Below are 17,699 nucleotides of genomic sequence, written 5' to 3'. Positions count from 1 at the left end.
GTCGGGATGGTCATAGAAAGTATAACGGTTTACAGCTGAGCAATTGCTTCTTCAGCTTCTGACAATCCTTTTTGACGTGGTTCGTCTCCCATGTTCAAGCCTTCAGCACGAACAACATGCACATCTGTGATACCAATAAATGCTAAGGCGTTGCGCAAGTAGCTTTCTTGGTGATCGAGCGCTGCGGCGTCACCTTGGCTATAAATTCCACCGCGGCCTGATGCTATGTAAGCGGTTTTGCCGGTTAACAATCCAACTGGGCCTTGCTCAGTATATTTGAAGGTAACACCTGCTTTGAGCACGCGATCCAGCCAAGCCTTGAGCTGAGTCGGTATGGTAAAGTTATACATAGGTGCGCCAATCACAAGCACATCCGCCGCTTGAATTTCCGCAATGAGTTCTGTGCTTAGTGAATTCTCGTTATCTAATAATGTTTCTGCATCAAGATGCGGTACCGCATTGGTTACCAGATCGCGATGCATAACTTTGGTGTCACTGCTTTGGCTTAAGTGCGCCACAATATCACGACTGAGCTTACGACTGACCGACTGGTCAACGAAAATACCTGAATCAAGATGTAATATATTCATAAAAGACCTCTCAAAATCTGTGCGCTGTAGAATTTAATCTGATGAGCACAGTATACGAATGTTCCATTTATGTCGGTAGATGGTTATATTGGGAATCAATGTTCCATATATGGAACGGTTAAGAGAGGGGCTATGGCGATACCAGATTTAACCAATTACTTAATTTTTGCGCGGGTTGTTGCTGCGGGCAGTGTCAGTGCTGGTGCGCGGGAATTAAATATGCCGAAATCAACGGTAAGTCGGCGGTTGACCGAACTTGAAGACCAGCAGGGGGTACGTTTATTGCATCGAAGCACCCGCGGATTGAAATTAACGGACATTGGGCAAGCCTTCTTGGTGCATTGCGAAACCATGGTTGCCGCGGCCGAAGCGGCACAACAGGTGACGCAAATGGTTCAGGAAACTCCTCGAGGCGATATTCATGTAAGCTCGCCTTATGCGATTAGCCAGAGCATGTTGGTAAACCTGCTGCCCGAGTTTATGGCACTGTACCCAGACGTTCGAATCAATTTAATGGTAACCAATCGCCCCGTTAATTTAATTGATGAAGGCGTTGATGTTGCTTTGCGCGTACGGCCGTTTATCGAGGACTCATCACTCATTGCAAGGCCGCTTGCTGATGCCCCCGGTACGCTTTACCGTAGCCCAAATCGCGGTGACGTAGCCAAGATTACTAAGCCGCTTCAACACCCCCTTGATCTGGTTAATTTTCCCCATTTGAGTTTGCACTACACCAGCGGTCGCTACAGGTATGACATGACTTCTCAGCAGGGCGAAAAGTTAACTGTTAGTTTTCGCCCGCGGCTCATCACAGACGACATGATTGTTTTACGTGAAGCGGCAATAGCTGGCTTAGGCATTGTGTCACTGCCCAATTACTTAGGTAAACAAGCGGTAGAAGAAGGCTTGTTAGAACGCGTTCTTCCAGACTGGTCGCTACCGATGGGAATTATGCACATGGTATATCCATACCGGCGGGGGTTGCTTCCTGCAGTTCGCGTATTCATTGATTTTCTTGCAGAGCGTTTACCTGCTACGGCACAACGCTCGTTAAATACGATATAAAGGCTTTTATTTTCAAGTTAACTCACTACAATCATTCAAACAGTTGTTTAAATAATTTCGCAACCGCGACTCAAGTAGGGCATCGTTATGGATTTTACCCCAAGTGACAATACACTGAAATTTCGCAAGCAGCTTATTGCTTTCATGCGTGATCATATTGAACCGATTGAAGCGAACTACCACAAGGAAAACCGCCGGCTGAATCCAGATGGAAATTGGCGCGACTGGCAGGTGGCGCCGATTATTGAAGACTTGAAAGCAAAAGCAAAAGAAGCTGGTTTGTGGAATTTATTTCTGCCCGATGCCGAGCTTGGTGCCGGCTTGTCCACACTTGATTATGCGCCGCTTGCTGAAGTGATGGGGCATAGCATTATTGCACCCGAAATATTCAATTGTAATGCACCGGACACCGGTAACATGGAAGTGCTGTATCACTTTGGTAGCGCACACCAGAAGAAAACATGGCTGACGCCGCTATTAAACGGGGAAATTCGCTCTGTATTCTGTATGACCGAGCCTGACGTTGCATCATCTGATGCGACCAACATGCAAGCAAGTATTGTGGCAGACGGTGATGACGTCGTGATACGAGGCCGTAAATGGTGGTCAACCGGATTGGGGCATCCGAATGCCAAGTTTGCGATTGTTATGGGGCTTACGCATGCCGATGCACCGAAGCATCAACGCCACTCGATGGTACTGGTGCCACTTGATACGCCGGGCGTAACCATCGAGCGTATGTTACCTGCATTTGGTGAGTACGATGCACCCTATGGTCACGGTGAGGTGTTGTTCGAAAACGTTCGGGTACCGAAAGCTAATGTGATTGGTGCGTTAGGTGATGGATTTAAAATTGCGCAAGGCCGACTTGGTCCAGGCCGCATTCATCATTGTATGCGGGCCTTGGGAGCAGCAGAGAAAGCGCTGCAACTGTACATGCGCAGAGGTCAGGATCGTATTGCGTTTGGCAAACCATTATTACAGTTAAACGGTAACCTTGAGCGTGTAGCAGACATGCGTATTGCAATCGATCAGGCGCGCTTACTAACTTTTTATGCGGCGTGGAAGATTGATCAAGTCGGTGCCATGAAAGCTTTGGCCGAAATTTCGGCAATTAAGGTGGCTGCACCGAACGTATTGCAAAAAGTTGTTGATGAAACCATTCAGCTCTATGGTGGTGCTGGCATGAGCCAAGATACACCGTTACCAGCATTGTATGCGATGGCTCGTGCGCTACGCATTGCCGATGGCCCCGATGCCGTACACCGAACCACCATTGCTAAAGTTGAACTAGCCAAGTATCGGGAGGCTTAAGTGGCGAACGCGGGAGCAAGATTTGAAGATAAAGCCGGTGAAGTTCGTGCTGGCGAACAACTTCCCGAACAACAACTCAGCCAGTGGCTGCGTGAGCAGTTACCCGAGTTAAAAGGCGCTATGCGGGTCACCCAATACAGTGGCGGTGCGTCCAATTGGACCTATCGGTTAGAATTCGACAACGCCGATCTCATTTTACGCCGACCGCCAGCAGGCACCAAGGCCAAATCAGCCCACGACATGGGGCGGGAATATCGGCTGCAAAAGGCGCTAAAGCCTGTTTTTCCTTATGTACCGAAAATGCACTTATACACCGACGATGATTCCATCATTGGTGCTGAGTTTTACGTTATGGATAGGGTGGCTGGCATTATTCCGCGTAAAAATATGCCGCGAGACCTGAAGCTGAGTGAATCACAAACACGGCAGCTTTGTTTAAATGCGCTGAATGTGCTGATTGAATTGCATCAGGTTGATATTGAAGCGGCTGGGTTAACTGATTTGGCCAAAGGTGCAGGGTATACAGAGCGTCAGGTAACAGGTTGGAGTGAACGCTATATAAAAGCCAAGACTTGGAACGTGCCTTCAGGAAAGAAAATTATTCGTTGGCTGACCAAGAATATGCCAAAGCAAGAAACCATCTGTATGACACATAATGATTTTCGGTTCGATAACCTTGTGTTGGATGTTAATGATCCAACACGAATTATTGGTGTTTTAGATTGGGAATTGGCAACGCTAGGAAATCCGCTAATGGATTTAGGCAATAGCCTAGCGTATTGGATACAAGCAGATGATGACCGTATAGCCCGGTCGACACGGCGTCAACCCACGCATTTGCCAGGCATGCTGACACGGCAACAAGTCATTGATTATTACTGCGAGAAAATGGGCGTTAACGTCGCAGATTTTCGTTTTTACGAAGTTTTTGGGCTGTTTCGCCTCAGCGTTATCGCACAACAAATCTATTACCGTTATTACCACAAGCAAACACGTAATCCAGCCTTTAAGAACTTTTGGTTTTTGGTGAATTACTTGCAGTGGCGAGCCCGCAAATTAATGAAACAAGGATAATCCAATGCGCAAAACTATTCTTATAACAGGCGCGAGTTCAGGTCTCGGCGAGGGCATGGCGCGTGAGTTTGCCAAGCATGGCCGCAATCTGGCATTGTGCGCGCGGCGCACTGAGCGGCTCGATGCGCTCAAACAAGAACTCGAACAACAATACCCAGATATCCAAATTCGTGTAAAAGCGTTAGATGTGAATAAACACGAAGATGTGTTTCGTGTTTTTAAGAAGTTTCAAGCTGAATTCGGAACGCTCGATCGGGTTATCGTTAATGCAGGTATGGGCAAAGGGGCATCATTAGGTACCGGCTATTTTCATGCCAATGTGCAAACGGCGCAAACCAACTTTGTGGCAGCGCTGGCCCAATGCGAAGCTGCGTTGGAGATTTTTCGTGCACAAAATAGTGGCCATTTGGTTACCATTAGCTCCATTAGTGCGCTACGTGGCATGCCGCGTGCAATGACAGTGTATGCCGCAACCAAAGCCGGATTGTTAGCATTAACTGAGGGTATTCGGGCTGATCTGATCAAGTCTAGATCACCGATTAAAGTCAGCGCGATTTTGCCAGGTTACATACGCTCTGAAATTAATGAAAAAGTTAAAAACACGCCATTTATGATCGACACCGAAACCGGTTGCCGAAAATTAGTCAAAGCTATCGAAAAGGAACCGGTACAAGCGTACGTGCCAACTTGGCCGTGGGCTTTAATCGGCTTTCTGATGAAGCGCTTACCATTGAAATGGGTGATGAAGCTCGGTTAAAGCGGGCAATCATCTTCGCGTTGGGTGGTGACGCTAATGGTATTTGGCATCGTGTTGGCGTCACGATAGATCACCGAGTTTTTCGCGATATTTAAATCGCCGCGGCTATGGCCGTGGTGAATCACCAGCTCGCCCGGACGCTGCCATGACACACTTAAACAATCGCCCTGTTCAGCAGTCGCAATGCGCAGCCAATCATTGGTTGATGGTTCAAATAACCATACCTCGTAGCCTTTCCACGCGGATTTATTCGTCCCCCGTTGACACTGATGCACGTGAATTTCTGCAGCATTACCTGCAGTAGTAATTAATTGTATGGACTGGCAATTTGCAACGGTTGGTGGATCAGGTTCAAACACCGTGAGCTTGTAAATCAACACTGCCGTAAACAGCACAGCGAGCGTAATTCCAGCTGCTAAAAACCACAAACCAAGGCGGCGTGTGAAATTTCCCAGTGCGCGAATAAGTCCCATTATGTAGCCTTTTTACTGGTGTAGTGACTGACTTGTCCGAAGCGTTCGTGACCTGCGTCCCAATCACTTTGAGCCTGTTCAACCCGCTGTTGCGACGCGCTTACAAAATTCCACCACATTTTAACGGGCTGTTCAAAGGCTTCACCGCCAACCACGAGAATTTCTGTATCGGCGCTCACCTCAATAACAAGATGGCGTCGACTGCTGCCTAGACTGATAAGTTGATGCGCCCGAACGGTTTTATCAAGTAGCTCAATTTGTCCGCGAACGACATAAATCCCGTATTCAAAATCACGATCAAGGTGAACTTCAATGGCTGTGACGCGCGGTGTACTGAGCATCAACGCAAGTGCCGGGCTAAAGCTCAATGCTGGGCTTGTCCAGCGGCGATCGTTAGCCGCATAGGAGCCAATAATGAGGGTTGCGGTACAGTCGCCGATACTGAACTTCGGCACCTGCTGATAATGGTCAAACCGCGGCTCCGTTTGCTCGTGTTCTGGAGGAAGTGCACACCACAGTTGCAACCCATGCAGTGGTTGATCGGGATTATGATCAGCAACTTCAGCATGACTAATGCCGCGCCCAGCGGTCATTAAGTTGAGTTGACCGCTGCGTAATGGCTGTTCGTAACCTAAACTATCTTGATGCAACAGTTGACCTGAGAACAGCCAGGTAATGGTTTGCAGGCCAATATGCGGATGTGGTGGAATATCGAATTTACGATAGTCTACGGGGGCGACTGGGCCAAAATGATCAAGAAAACACCAGGGTCCAATCATACGAATGGCACGTTGTGGGAGTATCCGGTGAATTAAGAGTTGAGGTGTGAGTTGGCGCTGCAGTGATGAATGCACACGTGCATCGTGTTGCAAGTGTTCTGACTCACAGGTTTCAATTGTAGTTTCCTGAGCAGATCGGGTCATAACTACCTCATGATTCCGCTATTTTAAAAGACGCATACATGCTTGTAAGCAGTATGGCATCGCCCCATACAATAGTCGAATATAATACAAGAGTACTTCCGTAGCGCGAGAGATTTCAGTAAGGTGTATGTACACCTCAAGGAGATAAAAATGATTTATCCTTTGCTGTTAGCTGTGATTGGCTTCGCCGCCATGTTAAGCGGCGTTTGGGAACAAAATCTTACCACCATTATGGTGGGAATAGTCATGCAATTAGTGGGCTGGATATGGTTTTTCATAGCCTGGCGAAAACAGAAAAAACAGGGGCAAACGCACAAAAATGAAAACAACTAGTGCAACACGAATCAGTGCTCTCGCAATAATCATAGCGGGGGTTTTATTAGCCGTTTTAGCACCAGCGGGCGAAACGGTGTCAAGTTACCGTCAGTTAGGGCTTGTTTTACTTGTTGTGGGTGTGGTGTGGTTGCTTCGGCAAAAACGCCCGGAGCCGCAACGGGAAGCTACCCAACAACCGTTTCAACAACCCGTATTGAAATGGTATCAATCCCCAATCTTTTGGGTGCCTGTAATCGCGGCCATTATCGCCTTGCTATCGTGGTTAATGCTATAGCCCCTGGAGTTAAGGAAACACTATGTCAGTAACGACACGATTAGTTATTTTAGCCGGCCTGGTTGGCCTACTGTTCTACAATGCTACAGAACAACAGTTATGGGCGGTTATTATCGATTGGCAACTGGGTTGGTACAAGCTTGGCGTACCGCTTGCATGGGGTGTTATTTTAGGCGCATTGGTGAACTTGTTAGGCGGTACTGTCTTGATTAAATGGTTGGAGCCGATAACGCTCGTGGCAGCTTCATTGGTCACGCTCGGTTTAACTGGATGCGCTGCTGTGTATGGGGCTCATCAAGTGTCCGGGTTAGTGATTGTGCCGCTGTCGATAAGCAGCATTGGTGTTGGCATGTATTTGTTTGCCTACAGCTACGCTCGGTTTACGGGTGCGCGATCTAGTGAAAAAGCAAAGGAAGCGGTCGATAAGAAGCCATGATTAAACTGAATTGTGATATGGGCGAGAGCTTTGCGGCCTGGACTATGGGAGATGATAGTGCCGTGATGCCGCACATCGATATGGCAAATATAGCCTGTGGGTTTCATGCTGGCGGGCCAGCAATTATGGTTCAAACGATTAATTTAGCACTAGAACACGGTGTGACCATTGGGGCGCACCCAGCCTATCCTGATTTAGCGGGTTTCGGACGCCGCACTCTGCATTTTAGTGCACCGGAATTAAAAGCCATTTTGCACTATCAAATTGGTGCAATGCAGGCACTATGTGACCATGCTGGAGCTGAGCTGAGCTACGTGAAACCCCACGGAGCGTTGTATAACGATATGCAGCGCGACCAAGAATTGTTTGAGTTGGTGTGCCGAGTGATGGCAGAAATAAATAAAAGCCGACTTACAAAGTCGCAGCAGCGGCCGCTGTATTTGTTAACGCTAGCGAAGGCAGATAACAGTGTTCAGCAACGGATTGCCGCCGAACATCAGGTGAGTTTGTGTTTTGAAGCCTTCGCGGATAGGCGTTATGAAGCAGATGGTAGTTTACGTTCGCGCAACTATGCTGACGCAGTGCTTACTGAGCGTGATGAAATTCTTGCACAAGCGATTGCGTTCGCAAGGGGGCAGTCAATTGCTGCTGCGGACGGTTCAGCATTAACATTGGTGCCGGATACACTCTGCGTGCATGGCGACAATCCAGAGTCTATCGCAACGGTGGTGGCAATCCGCCAAGCGTTGTTAGAGGCGTGAAGGTGCAAGCTCGTGTCGAAGTGGCCGCCGTTGATGCGGCAATGGTGGTATTTGAAGCACGCGTTGATAAAACCATTAATCAACAGGTGCACGCCTTGCGTGCGAAAATTTTGGCTGAGAATCCTCCGTGGCTCGTTGATGTGGTTGCGGCTTATCATACATTAATGGTTGTTTACGATGTGCAAACTACCGAGTATGCAGTTGTTGAACGTGTTCTGAATAAACAATTGCATGGTATATCTGATCAGGAACTTGCGCACACGGGCACCTTGCATGAGTTTAAAGTTTGCTACGATGCTGATCTTGGCATCGATTTAAGTCGCGTAAGTGAGCTGACAGGGCTCAGCACCTCGGCAATCATTGAACGCCATAGTGCGCCTACTTATCATGTTTACACCATCGGGTTTGCTCCGGGCTTTGCGTACCTAGGCGATGTTGTCGAAGGCTTGCAAGTGCCGCGGCAAAAGACACCGCGAACCAAAGTTCCAGCGGGCAGCGTTGCGATAGCAAATCAGCAAACTGCGATTTATCCAAGGCCGTCACCGGGCGGGTGGAATCTGATTGGTCGTGTTGCCGGTTGGCAGTTCGAGACTGGATTAACCATGCAAGCGGGTGACCAAGTGAAATTTATACCCATTAGCCGCGCTGAGTATGACCACATTGAACGGCAAGTGAGCGGGCGGGCGGATGACTGAAGTGGATAATTGGCTCAAGTCCTCAATGCCGGGCTTGCAAATCGATCAGCCTGGGCTACTCACAACGCTGCAAGACTGGGGGCGGTATGGTCAACTGGCACAGGGAATCACGCGCGGCGGTCCAATTGATGAGCGCGCATTTTTGTGGGGCAATAAACTGCTCGGCAATAAGCCGATTGCGGCGCAGCTGGAAATCACGCTAGGCGACTTAACGGTGACCGCATTGAGCGATGGCTTTTGGGTTGTGTGCGGCGCGCCAGTCGTGGTGACCAAAAACCACCAGCAGCAAGCTACCTGGCAGGTATTTCCCGTTGCAAAAGGCGACACTGTGACCATTGCGAGTCCTCCGCGTGGGCTGCGAAGTTATTTGGCAGTAGCTGGTGGTATTCGAGCACAGCAGGTGCTCGGCTCTGTCGCGACAGTGATGCGTGATGGGTTAGGAGGCTTACAAGGCGATGGACAGCCCCTAAAACGCGGCGACACCTTAAATGTTGGTGAGTATGCACCCCAGCACGTGATTGTCCACCGACGACCGAAACACGCGTTTATCCCACGCATATCGGCCACCTCAACGCTTGCATTAGGGGTGATTCCGATTGCTCAGTATGGGCAATTTTCTGAGTCCGAAACCGCAAAATTTTTCGAGCAAACGTTTGCGGTTACTGCCAAGCAAGACCGCATGGGTGTTCGGCTACATACCGATCAACCGTTACAGTGGTCGCATGGCGAAATCATTTCTGAACCCCTGCCTATTGGGGCTATTCAGGTTCCGCCCGATGGGCAGCCAATCATTATGCTCAATGACTGTCAGACGCTGGGCGGCTATCCGAAAATAGGTGTGTTGAGTTGGTCGGCTCGAATGGCACTCGCGCAAGCAACGGCGGGCACTCAAGTTCGCTTTGTACGTGCCGAATTAGGCGAAGCACAAGACGAATTAAGGCAGGCTTATCGGTTTTTTAACCTTAGTGTATAGCCCTTGCGCAGTCTGGCAGAAACTGCGATCATAGCGCCCACTTTATCGAATTAGAATTGGAGTACAGGTATCCATGGCCGCAGACATGGCAGCAAACGCGCCGCGCAGTAATTTTATCCGTCAAATTATCGACCAAGACCTTGCTAGTGGTAAGCATAAAATGGTGCACACGCGCTTTCCACCAGAGCCAAATGGCTTTTTGCATATAGGTCATGCTAAGTCCATTGTGCTGAACTTCGGTATTGCGCAAGACTACCATGGCACGTGCAATCTGCGTTTCGATGATACCAATCCGCTGAAAGAAAAAGTGGACTATGTAAACTCCATTCAATCTGATGTGAAATGGTTAGGTTATACCTGGGAAGGTAAACCGCGTTATTCTTCCGATTACTTTGATCGGTTACACGGCTACGCAGTCGAACTGATTGAAAAAGGTTTGGCGTACTGCGATTTTTCAAGCCAGGAAACCATGCGTGAACTGCGCGGTACATTGAAAGAACCGGGCAAAAATAGTCCATACCGCGACACGGCCATAGAAGAGAACCTCAAGATATTTGCTGACATGACAGCGGGCAAATACCAGGAAGGCGAAGTGTGCCTGCGCGCCAAAATTGATATGAGCTCACCGTTCATGTGTATGCGTGACCCAGTAATTTACCGGGTTCGTTTTGCACACCATCATCAAACGGGTGATAAATGGTGTGTGTATCCAATGTATGACTTCACGCACTGTATCTCGGATGCGATTGAAGGCATCACGCACTCGTTGTGTACACTCGAGTTCCAAGACAATCGTCGTTTGTATGACTGGGTACTGGATAACATCAGCATTGACTGTCATCCGCAGCAAATTGAATTCTCACGTTTAAACCTGCAGTACACCGTGATGAGTAAGCGTAAGCTTCATTTACTGGTTGAAGAAGGCAAGGTGAGTGGCTGGGATGATCCGCGGATGCCAACCATTGCGGGTATGCGTCGTCGCGGCTATACGCCAGCATCGGTGCGCGAGTTTTGCCACCGCATTGGCGTGACAAAAATGGATAACCAGGTTGAAATGAGTATGCTTGAAGCCTGTATTCGCGATGAACTCAACCAAGACGCGCCACGCGCTATGGCAGTTCTTGATCCGGTGCGCTTAGTCATCGAAAATTACCCGGAAGAGCATGAGCAACAGCTCAATGCGCCAAATCATCCAAATAATGAAGCCATGGGCACACGCCAAGTGCCGTTTGCACGTGAAATTCTGATAGAACGTGAAGATTTTCGTGAAGAAGCCAATAAAAAATACAAGCGTCTGGTACTAGGTAAAGAAGTGCGCTTGCGCAATGCGTATGTCATTAAAGCCGAACGTGTTGATAAAGACGCTGAAGGTAACATTACTGCCATTTATTGCACCTATGATCCAGAAACGTTGGGAACCGACCCAGCTGATGGCCGCAAGGTAAAAGGTGTGATTCATTGGGTGGCTGCAGCCCACGCTGTGCCGTGTGAATTCCGCTTGTACGATCGGTTATTCCAAGTGCCTAATCCGGGTGCCGAAGAAGACTTTTTCAGCACGTTGAATCCGGCTTCGTTGCAAATTAAACATGGCTTTGTTGAGCCAAGTTTAGCCACTGCGGAGCCTGAAAAAGCTTATCAGTTTGAACGCATTGGTTACTTCTGTGCCGACAGTCAGGATAGCCATGAAGGCCATCTCGTATTCAATCAGACCGTTGGTTTACGCGATACTTGGTCAGAGAGTGAAGCCGCCGCTTAAGTGTACTGTCAACACGTGCACGTTTGCGTTTGCTATCACGATCATGCCAGAATCCCTAGTAGCATACTGTTACTAGGGATTTTTTAATGCCAATGAAGGATTTGACCGAACGCTATAACAATCTCACTGCAGACCAACTGCGGGAGCGTTTGTATTGCTTAGAGGCTGTGGTTGCGAAGTCAAAAGTTGGAGTTTGGCAGTTGTGTGTCGCCAGCGGCGAACTGTCAGTTAATGAATACTTTGCGGAGCTGCTCGGGCTAACCTGGCATCCTGAATTAACCTTTACCTTCGATGACGTGCTTAAGATCATTCATCCTGATGATCGTTCAAGCGCTACGAGACAATTTAAACAGTATCTTGGCGGGGAAAGCAAAGATTTCGAGGTGGAATTTCGCGTTAAATTTGCTGACGGTAGCTGGCATTGGATTCGCGACATAGGCACTGCAGTGGGCATGGCCCCCAATGGGCGTGCTGAAAAAATCGTAGGTTCATGGTTTGATGTGAACGATATGGTTGAATCAAGTCAACGGCTGCGCAAGATAACCCGCACCATTCCTGGTGTTATCTATGAATTCGAGCTTTATCCCGACGGCACCATGCGCTTCCCGTATTCCAGCGCGGGAATTATCGATATTGCGGGCGTTTCGCCAGAACAAATTCGTGATGATGTGAGTGTACTTTTTAGTCTGATCCATCCAGATGATATAGGCAAAGTGCAGCACAGTATTCTGGAGTCCGCCCAGTCGCTTAATGAATGGTTTTGTGAATACCGTTTGATTAAAGGTGATAGTGAACGCTGGTTAACGGGCTACGCGGTTCCTGAGCGCGATAATGCGTCAGGCGTGATTCGTTGGTATGGGCAGATTGTTGATACGACTGCAGATAAAGAACTCGAGCTGGAATTGCTTGAAAGTAAGATCACTTTAGAAAAAGCGCAGGAACTTGGCAATATTGGTTATTGGCGTGTCGATTTAACGACGGGTGAGTTGGCATGGTCGGACGAAATATATCGTATTTTCGGGCTGGATAAAGAGCACGTAAAGCCGACGATTGAAGTGTTTGATCGGGCTATTTATCCCGATGATTTCAAGGCCGTAAAAGCCAGTATGGAACGGGCGCGTGAAACCGGCGTTCACGACGTGGAGCATCGCATTGTGCGCGCGGATGGAGAGATTCGATGGGTGCATGAGTTAGCAGGTTTTCGGGGGGATGACAGTCGCGATGTGATGATTGGTACCGTTCGCGATGTGACCGAGCAAAAACTTTACCAGCGTGAGCTGGAGCGCTTGAATGTGACCGATGAATTGACGAAAGTGAACAACCGTCGGTTTTTTATTGCCAGCCTTGAACGCGAGCTAAAATCAATCGTAACCGCATCACGAATTTGCGTCGCGATTATCGATATCGATTACTTTAAAATCATTAACGATCAATACGGCCACGCCGAGGGCGATTTGGTTCTGAAAACTGTATCTGCTTTTATTAACGAACAATTGCGTCCTGGCGATGTGTTTGCGCGTATTGGTGGGGAAGAATTCGCATTGTTACTGCACCGGGTGGAAGGCGCGGATGCAAAACGCCGCTTGAATGCAATTCGCCAGTTAATCAGTGAGCTGGCGTTTTGTCATAACGGTGAAAGCTATCAAGTAACCGCGACGATTGGTATGACGATGCTGACCCCGCAAGACACCCGCGATGATGTTTTACACCGTGCTGATGAAGCGTTGTATCGCGGCAAACGTGATGGACGAAACTGCGTAGTATGGTCAGAAATCGACTAGTCAGCGTCAGCTTCTAAATTGTTAACACAGGTTTCAGGGGTTTTGCATTCGCCGTAAAGATACAAACTGTGATTGGTTAGTTTGATATTGTTGGCTTCTGCAACCTGCAACTGGCGCTGCTCGATGACATCGTCTTCAAACTCGAATACGTGACCACAGGTTAAGCAAACCAGATGATCATGGTGATCTTTCGCGCTTAATTCGAACACGGAACGACCACCTTCAAAATGGTGCCGGCTTACAATTCCCGCATCATCAAATTGGTTGAGTACGCGATAAACTGTTGCAAGACCTATTTCTTCGTTGTTCTCGAGTAAGATTTTATACACGTCTTCAGCGCTAATGTGCTGATTGTTTGGGTTCTTCAAAATCTCGAGAACTTTAATCCGCGGCGACGTGACCTTAAGGCCTGCTTTTTTTAGTTGTAATTCGTCTTTGCTGCTCATGATATCTTCGCTGTGAGTGGTTTATTTATGCTTAGTCTAATTGGTCTAAGCCCATTTCATCACGAATTTGTGCACACCACTTGTGTACACGTTCTTTGGTTAACTCAGGTTGACGGTCTTCATCAATTCCCAAGCCTACAAAATGGTTGTCATCAACTAGAGCGCGTGATGCGTCAAACTCGTAGCCCTCTGTTGGCCAGTGACCAATGATGATACCGCCACGTGCTTCAACAATATCACGGATAGTGCCCATGGCATCTAAAAAGTATTCAGAATAATCCTCTTGATCACCGCAACCGAAGATAGCGATCAATTTGTTATTGAAGTCTATTTCTTCGAGCTCAGGGAAAAAGTCATCCCAATCACATTGGGCTTCACCGTAATACCAAGTAGGGATGCCGAACATGAGCAAATCATACGACGCGATGTCTTCTTTGCTTGATTTTGCGATATCAAATACGTCGATTAGATGCTTGCCTAAATCTTTTTGGATCATCTGCGCGACAGCTTCAGTGTTTCCCGTGTCGCTACCGAAAAATATACCTACACTTGCCATAGAATCGTACTACCTGCTCTAGAGAATTAAAGACCTGATTCCCAGAATGCTTGAATAATGCCTTTCGCAATAAAGCCAGCGCATCCCAAAAATAGAACTAACCAAACAAACCAACGACCAAACTTAGGAACATCGCCTTTCTTCAAAACATCTTGAATTGCTAACCCGATAAGTACAAATAATATTGCGATAGCAAAGTTGGTACCTAGCGTTTCAATCAATTCATAATGTTCTGACAGCATAACAGCAACACCTGATGTATGGTTGTTTATATGATTTCAAAAGAACGCAGAGTATAGCATGCTGCGTGCTTAGGTGCGAGAATGATTCTCAATGAAGGCGCGTGCCAGCCGGTTGAAAATGCGCGGTTTTTCAGCATGAAGCCAATGGCCTGTTCCTTCAATAATTTTTACTTCTACGTTACTAAATCGTCCCTTAATTTCATCGGTGTGCGCTGTCGCTAAATAATCAGAATCGCCACCCTTAATGAATAATATAGGGCCATTGTAGGTTCCTTGGCGTACTGCGCCCGATATTTCCTCATAACAATTGTTTAGGGTGTCAAGGTTAATGCGCCAGGTGTAATGTCCGTCTTCTCGGCTCAGGTTTTTTAATAGAAACTGGCGCACACCACGGGTGTCAATGTGTTGCGCAAGTTGCTTATCGGCATCAGTGCGATTGCTAACGGTACTCAAATCGATTGCTTTTAAAGCATCGAGGATGTGGCGGTGCTTTGGGTCGTAGGCCACGGGCGAAATATCTGCTGCAATAACACTGCGCGCGCGGTCAGGGTAGGTGAGTGCGAATTCCATCGCAATTTTACCACCCATTGAATGTCCCACAATATGCGCAGATTCAATATTTAGCGCGTCAAGCGTTGCTGCTAAATCTGCGGCCATGTCGGCGTAATTCATGTGGTCACTATGAAATGAATCACCATGATTGCGTGCATCAACGAGGATGACTTGAAAATCAGCGCTTAAGTCGCGGCCTAGCCCTTTAAGATTATCCAAATCACCGAATAATCCGTGCAATAAAACCACCGGCTCGCCGCTGCCAAGAACTTCGTAGTTAAGAATCTGTGCTGTGCTCATATTGATTTCCTGTACCCTAGCGTGTGCTTGGGTATAATAGCGTGCAGAACACGTGTCTTAAAGCACCAACCCTTGTTTAAATCAAAAGCTAAACTAAACGCTAACAAAAAGTGATCGGGTGATGACCAAACGCATTGAAATAGATGACGAATTATACCGCTATATTGCCAGCCACACACAACATATCGGTGAAAGTGCTTCGGCCATATTACGCCGCTTGCTTGGCTTGTCCGCCGCTGAAGTAGCAACGGGGCAACCTGTCATAGCAATTCCTGAGGCAACGGACGAAGAAACCAGAGCAGGTATAACCGGCCGCAGTATCTTTGATGTGATGACCCGAGCTGACCTTGCCGGACAACGCAGTATTGTGGCGCGCTTTCTCTACATTTTGAGCATGCTGTACAAATGTCACGCTAACCAATTCGACAGCGTACTGCACATTAGCGGACGAGACCGTCAATATTTCGCCAAAACGGAAGCCGAACTTGAGGCTTCTGGCACAAGTACAAATCCAAAACAAATTCCTGATGCACCGTATTTCGTTGTAACGAACAACAATACTACGCGCAAAAAATCCATGCTGACGCAAGTTGCGCAGGAATTGGGCTATTCGCAGGAACAAGCTGAAAAAATAAGGGACTTTCTATAATGGCTTTGCATCCACGCGCCGGGCAACCGGCTATTGCCGCTGATTTAACGAACATTGCGCAGCTTGTAAGCGCTTATTTTGTGAATGAAGTTGACCCGCGCAACGGCGCCCAGAAAGTGAAGTTTGGTACGTCAGGCCATCGTGGCTGTGCGTTTGATAGCTCGTTTAACGAAGCTCACATTCTAGCAATTAGCCAAGCTTTGGTTGCCTACCGCGAAGAGCAGGGGATTACTGGGCCGTTGTTGCTGGGGCGTGATACCCACGCCTTATCCGAAGCTGCTTATATGACGGCACTGGAAGTTTTTATCGGTAACGGTATTGAAGTGCACATCCAAACCGATGACGGCTATACACCGACACCGGTAATCAGTCATGCAATATTGCGTTATAACCGTAACCGTAGCGAAGGGTTGTGTGATGGGGTGGTCATAACACCGTCTCATAACCCGCCGACTGACGGCGGCTTCAAATACAACCCACCGCATGGCGGACCGGCCGATACGAACGCGACGCGAACCATCGAAAAATATGCCAACGCGCTGTTATCATCGCAGTTGATGGGGGTTAATGCGGTGACTTACGCCGAAGCACGTGCCAGCGATAAATTAAAGCAAATCGATTGGCGTAAGGACTATATTGAGAGCCTTGATGACGTGATTGATATGTCGGCGATAGCTGCAGCTAACCTACGTATCGGTGTCGATGCTATGGGTGGTGCAGGGGCCAGCTACTGGGCGCCAATTGCTGAACATTATAAGTTGAATATTGACGTTCATAATGCTGATGTTGATGCCAGCTTTAGATTTATGACACTCGACAAAGATGGCAAAATTCGTATGGATTGCTCATCGCCATATGCCATGGCTAGTCTGGTGAAATTAAAAAATGACTATGACATCGCGCTAGGCAATGACCCTGATTATGATCGTCATGGCATTGTTACCCCTACGCATGGCTTGATGAATCCAAACCATTACCTCGCGGTGGCCATTGATTATTTGTGCAGTCATCGGCAGTGGTCAAAAGATTTAGCCATTGGCAAAACCTTGGTTTCCAGCGCGATGATTGATAGGGTGGTAAACAACTACCAACGTCCACTGCGTGAAATGCCAGTTGGATTTAAATGGTTCGCACCAGAACTGTTTGCCGGAACCACTGCATTTGGCGGTGAAGAAAGCGCTGGCGCCAGTTTTCTGGATAAAAAAGGACAGCCTTGGTCAACCGATAAAGATGGCATCATTTTGGCATTGTTGGCCGCTGAAATTTGTGCCAAAACGGGTAAGAATCCAAGCCAATATTATGATGGTTTGTGTGAGCAATATGGCACAGCTTATTATCGTCGTATTGATGTTACGTCGTCGGCCGAAATGAATGCAGGCTTTGCCGGTATTCGTGGTTATAAACTTAAATTGACTGAACTGGCAGGTGATGAAGTGACCGCTATCATGACTAAAGCACCGGCCAATGACGCCATCATTGGTGGCGTTAAAGTGACCACGGCTAACGGTTGGTTTGCAGCTCGCCCGTCAGGGACAGAGCCGGTTTATAAAATTTATTGTGAAAGCTTTGTCAGCGAAGCCCACCTTGATGAGCTTGCCGGACAAGCCCAGCAACTGGTTACCAGTTGGTTACAAGCTTAGGCATTTGCTTTAGGCTGTTGCGCTTCCGCTTCAGCCTCTTCTTCTTCGATTATGTGAGCCTGCTCATCCGCAAGGGTTGTTAATAGCTCATCAGAAGTCTGCGTTG

At 48.0% G+C, this 17,699-nt stretch carries 21 protein-coding genes; 14 read left to right on the top strand and 7 right to left on the bottom strand.

Going from position 1 to position 17,699, the window contains the following annotated elements:
* Positions 1-29: 29 nt before the first annotated feature.
* Positions 30-590, bottom strand: a complete 561-nt coding sequence (locus tag ACN0UN_RS04320; RefSeq protein WP_417658886.1) for an FMN-dependent NADH-azoreductase — start codon at positions 588-590, stop codon at positions 30-32.
* A gap of 132 nt (positions 591-722) precedes the next feature.
* On the opposite strand from ACN0UN_RS04320, the gene ACN0UN_RS04315 reads away from it, so the two are divergent.
* From ACN0UN_RS04315 to ACN0UN_RS04300, 4 genes are all read left to right on the top strand, one after another.
* A complete protein-coding gene (locus tag ACN0UN_RS04315) occupies positions 723-1,655 on the top strand; it encodes a LysR family transcriptional regulator (protein WP_417658885.1) in 933 nt (310 codons plus the stop codon).
* Positions 1,656-1,742: 87 nt separating this feature from the next.
* Positions 1,743-2,969: an acyl-CoA dehydrogenase family protein gene (locus ACN0UN_RS04310; RefSeq protein ID WP_417658884.1), complete on the top strand. Its 1,227-nt coding sequence runs from the start codon at positions 1,743-1,745 to the stop codon at positions 2,967-2,969.
* On the top strand, positions 2,970-4,043 hold the full coding sequence (locus ACN0UN_RS04305) for a phosphotransferase family protein (RefSeq protein ID WP_417658883.1): 1,074 nt from the start codon (positions 2,970-2,972) through the stop codon (positions 4,041-4,043).
* 4 nt (positions 4,044-4,047) lie between these two features.
* A complete protein-coding gene (locus ACN0UN_RS04300) occupies positions 4,048-4,800 on the top strand; it encodes an SDR family oxidoreductase (protein ID WP_417658882.1) in 753 nt (250 codons plus the stop codon).
* Here the strand turns inward: ACN0UN_RS04300 and ACN0UN_RS04295 are convergent.
* Both ACN0UN_RS04295 and ACN0UN_RS04290 read right to left on the bottom strand, forming a co-directional pair.
* A complete protein-coding gene (locus ACN0UN_RS04295) occupies positions 4,797-5,273 on the bottom strand; it encodes a hypothetical protein (RefSeq protein WP_417658881.1) in 477 nt (158 codons plus the stop codon). The genes ACN0UN_RS04300 and ACN0UN_RS04295 overlap by 4 nt on opposite strands.
* Positions 5,273-6,196, bottom strand: coding sequence for a pirin family protein (locus tag ACN0UN_RS04290; RefSeq protein ID WP_417658880.1), 924 nt, complete (start codon positions 6,194-6,196; stop codon positions 5,273-5,275). Before ACN0UN_RS04290 ends, ACN0UN_RS04295 begins: the two co-directional genes overlap by 1 nt.
* A 150-nt stretch (positions 6,197-6,346) precedes the next feature.
* Here ACN0UN_RS04290 and ACN0UN_RS04285 point away from each other — a divergent pair, with 150 nt between their 5' ends.
* The 8 genes from ACN0UN_RS04285 (at position 6,347) to ACN0UN_RS04250 (ending at position 13,208) form a co-directional block, all read left to right on the top strand.
* On the top strand, positions 6,347-6,529 hold the full coding sequence (locus ACN0UN_RS04285) for a hypothetical protein (RefSeq protein ID WP_417658879.1): 183 nt from the start codon (positions 6,347-6,349) through the stop codon (positions 6,527-6,529).
* Positions 6,516-6,806 (top strand): hypothetical protein, encoded by a 291-nt coding sequence (locus ACN0UN_RS04280; RefSeq protein WP_417658878.1) that lies wholly within the window; start codon positions 6,516-6,518, stop codon positions 6,804-6,806. The genes ACN0UN_RS04285 and ACN0UN_RS04280 overlap by 14 nt, the downstream gene beginning before the upstream one ends.
* A gap of 22 nt (positions 6,807-6,828) precedes the next feature.
* Complete coding sequence (locus ACN0UN_RS04275; protein WP_417658877.1) at positions 6,829-7,242, top strand: hypothetical protein; 414 nt, start codon at positions 6,829-6,831, stop codon at positions 7,240-7,242.
* Positions 7,239-8,003 (top strand): 5-oxoprolinase subunit PxpA, encoded by a 765-nt coding sequence (locus ACN0UN_RS04270; RefSeq protein ID WP_417658876.1) that lies wholly within the window; start codon positions 7,239-7,241, stop codon positions 8,001-8,003. The genes ACN0UN_RS04275 and ACN0UN_RS04270 overlap by 4 nt, the downstream gene beginning before the upstream one ends.
* Positions 8,004-8,005: 2 nt before the next feature.
* Positions 8,006-8,698, top strand: coding sequence for a 5-oxoprolinase subunit PxpB (gene pxpB / locus ACN0UN_RS04265; RefSeq protein WP_417658875.1), 693 nt, complete (start codon positions 8,006-8,008; stop codon positions 8,696-8,698).
* On the top strand, positions 8,691-9,671 hold the full coding sequence (locus ACN0UN_RS04260; RefSeq protein WP_417658874.1) for a biotin-dependent carboxyltransferase family protein: 981 nt from the start codon (positions 8,691-8,693) through the stop codon (positions 9,669-9,671). Before pxpB ends, ACN0UN_RS04260 begins: the two co-directional genes overlap by 8 nt.
* Positions 9,672-9,756: 85 nt before the next feature.
* Positions 9,757-11,427, top strand: coding sequence for a glutamine--tRNA ligase (glnS, locus tag ACN0UN_RS04255; protein ID WP_417658995.1), 1,671 nt, complete (start codon positions 9,757-9,759; stop codon positions 11,425-11,427).
* Between the two features lie 86 nt (positions 11,428-11,513).
* Positions 11,514-13,208, top strand: coding sequence for a PAS domain-containing protein (locus ACN0UN_RS04250; RefSeq protein WP_417658873.1), 1,695 nt, complete (start codon positions 11,514-11,516; stop codon positions 13,206-13,208).
* Here ACN0UN_RS04250 and fur read toward each other — a convergent pair.
* From fur to ACN0UN_RS04230, 4 genes are all read right to left on the bottom strand, one after another.
* Positions 13,205-13,654 carry a ferric iron uptake transcriptional regulator gene (gene fur, locus ACN0UN_RS04245; protein WP_417658872.1) on the bottom strand — a complete coding sequence of 150 codons (450 nt, stop codon included), beginning with the start codon at positions 13,652-13,654 and terminating at the stop codon, positions 13,205-13,207. The two genes, ACN0UN_RS04250 and fur, sit on opposite strands and share 4 nt — an antisense overlap.
* Before the next feature lie 31 nt (positions 13,655-13,685).
* On the bottom strand, positions 13,686-14,210 hold the full coding sequence (gene fldA, locus ACN0UN_RS04240; protein ID WP_417658871.1) for a flavodoxin FldA: 525 nt from the start codon (positions 14,208-14,210) through the stop codon (positions 13,686-13,688).
* A gap of 26 nt (positions 14,211-14,236) precedes the next feature.
* A complete protein-coding gene (locus ACN0UN_RS04235) occupies positions 14,237-14,452 on the bottom strand; it encodes a DUF2788 domain-containing protein (protein ID WP_417658870.1) in 216 nt (71 codons plus the stop codon).
* A 69-nt stretch (positions 14,453-14,521) separates the two neighbouring features.
* Positions 14,522-15,304, bottom strand: coding sequence for an alpha/beta fold hydrolase (locus ACN0UN_RS04230; RefSeq protein WP_417658869.1), 783 nt, complete (start codon positions 15,302-15,304; stop codon positions 14,522-14,524).
* Between the two features lie 121 nt (positions 15,305-15,425).
* Here ACN0UN_RS04230 and seqA point away from each other — a divergent pair, with 121 nt between their 5' ends.
* Both seqA and pgm read left to right on the top strand, forming a co-directional pair.
* The gene (seqA, locus tag ACN0UN_RS04225; protein ID WP_417658868.1) at positions 15,426-15,953 is read left to right on the top strand and encodes a replication initiation negative regulator SeqA; all 528 of its coding nucleotides are present in this window, start codon (positions 15,426-15,428) and stop codon (positions 15,951-15,953) included.
* A complete protein-coding gene (gene pgm / locus ACN0UN_RS04220) occupies positions 15,953-17,593 on the top strand; it encodes a phosphoglucomutase (alpha-D-glucose-1,6-bisphosphate-dependent) (RefSeq protein ID WP_417658867.1) in 1,641 nt (546 codons plus the stop codon). The genes seqA and pgm overlap by 1 nt, the downstream gene beginning before the upstream one ends.
* Positions 17,594-17,699 lie beyond the last annotated feature (106 nt).

The organism is Pseudidiomarina sp. (assembly GCF_048267825.1).
GTDB lineage: Bacteria > Pseudomonadota > Gammaproteobacteria > Enterobacterales > Alteromonadaceae > Pseudidiomarina.
The sequence above is the reverse complement of the archived record's forward strand: the minus strand, read 5'-3'. Positions and strand labels throughout refer to the sequence as shown.

Coding starts and splice junctions, on each gene's coding strand:
- ACN0UN_RS04320 (WP_417658886.1), bottom strand. CDS start 590: ATGAATATATTACATCTTGATTCAGGTATTTTCGTTGACCAGTCGGTC.
- ACN0UN_RS04315 (WP_417658885.1), top strand. CDS start 723: ATGGCGATACCAGATTTAACCAATTACTTAATTTTTGCGCGGGTTGTT.
- ACN0UN_RS04310 (WP_417658884.1), top strand. CDS start 1,743: ATGGATTTTACCCCAAGTGACAATACACTGAAATTTCGCAAGCAGCTT.
- ACN0UN_RS04300 (WP_417658882.1), top strand. CDS start 4,048: ATGCGCAAAACTATTCTTATAACAGGCGCGAGTTCAGGTCTCGGCGAG.
- ACN0UN_RS04295 (WP_417658881.1), bottom strand. CDS start 5,273: ATGGGACTTATTCGCGCACTGGGAAATTTCACACGCCGCCTTGGTTTG.
- ACN0UN_RS04290 (WP_417658880.1), bottom strand. CDS start 6,196: ATGACCCGATCTGCTCAGGAAACTACAATTGAAACCTGTGAGTCAGAA.
- ACN0UN_RS04285 (WP_417658879.1), top strand. CDS start 6,347: ATGATTTATCCTTTGCTGTTAGCTGTGATTGGCTTCGCCGCCATGTTA.
- ACN0UN_RS04280 (WP_417658878.1), top strand. CDS start 6,516: ATGAAAACAACTAGTGCAACACGAATCAGTGCTCTCGCAATAATCATA.
- ACN0UN_RS04275 (WP_417658877.1), top strand. CDS start 6,829: ATGTCAGTAACGACACGATTAGTTATTTTAGCCGGCCTGGTTGGCCTA.
- ACN0UN_RS04270 (WP_417658876.1), top strand. CDS start 7,239: ATGATTAAACTGAATTGTGATATGGGCGAGAGCTTTGCGGCCTGGACT.
- ACN0UN_RS04260 (WP_417658874.1), top strand. CDS start 8,691: ATGACTGAAGTGGATAATTGGCTCAAGTCCTCAATGCCGGGCTTGCAA.
- glnS (WP_417658995.1), top strand. CDS start 9,757: ATGGCAGCAAACGCGCCGCGCAGTAATTTTATCCGTCAAATTATCGAC.
- ACN0UN_RS04250 (WP_417658873.1), top strand. CDS start 11,514: ATGCCAATGAAGGATTTGACCGAACGCTATAACAATCTCACTGCAGAC.
- fur (WP_417658872.1), bottom strand. CDS start 13,654: ATGAGCAGCAAAGACGAATTACAACTAAAAAAAGCAGGCCTTAAGGTC.
- fldA (WP_417658871.1), bottom strand. CDS start 14,210: ATGGCAAGTGTAGGTATATTTTTCGGTAGCGACACGGGAAACACTGAA.
- ACN0UN_RS04235 (WP_417658870.1), bottom strand. CDS start 14,452: ATGCTGTCAGAACATTATGAATTGATTGAAACGCTAGGTACCAACTTT.
- ACN0UN_RS04230 (WP_417658869.1), bottom strand. CDS start 15,304: ATGAGCACAGCACAGATTCTTAACTACGAAGTTCTTGGCAGCGGCGAG.
- seqA (WP_417658868.1), top strand. CDS start 15,426: ATGACCAAACGCATTGAAATAGATGACGAATTATACCGCTATATTGCC.
- pgm (WP_417658867.1), top strand. CDS start 15,953: ATGGCTTTGCATCCACGCGCCGGGCAACCGGCTATTGCCGCTGATTTA.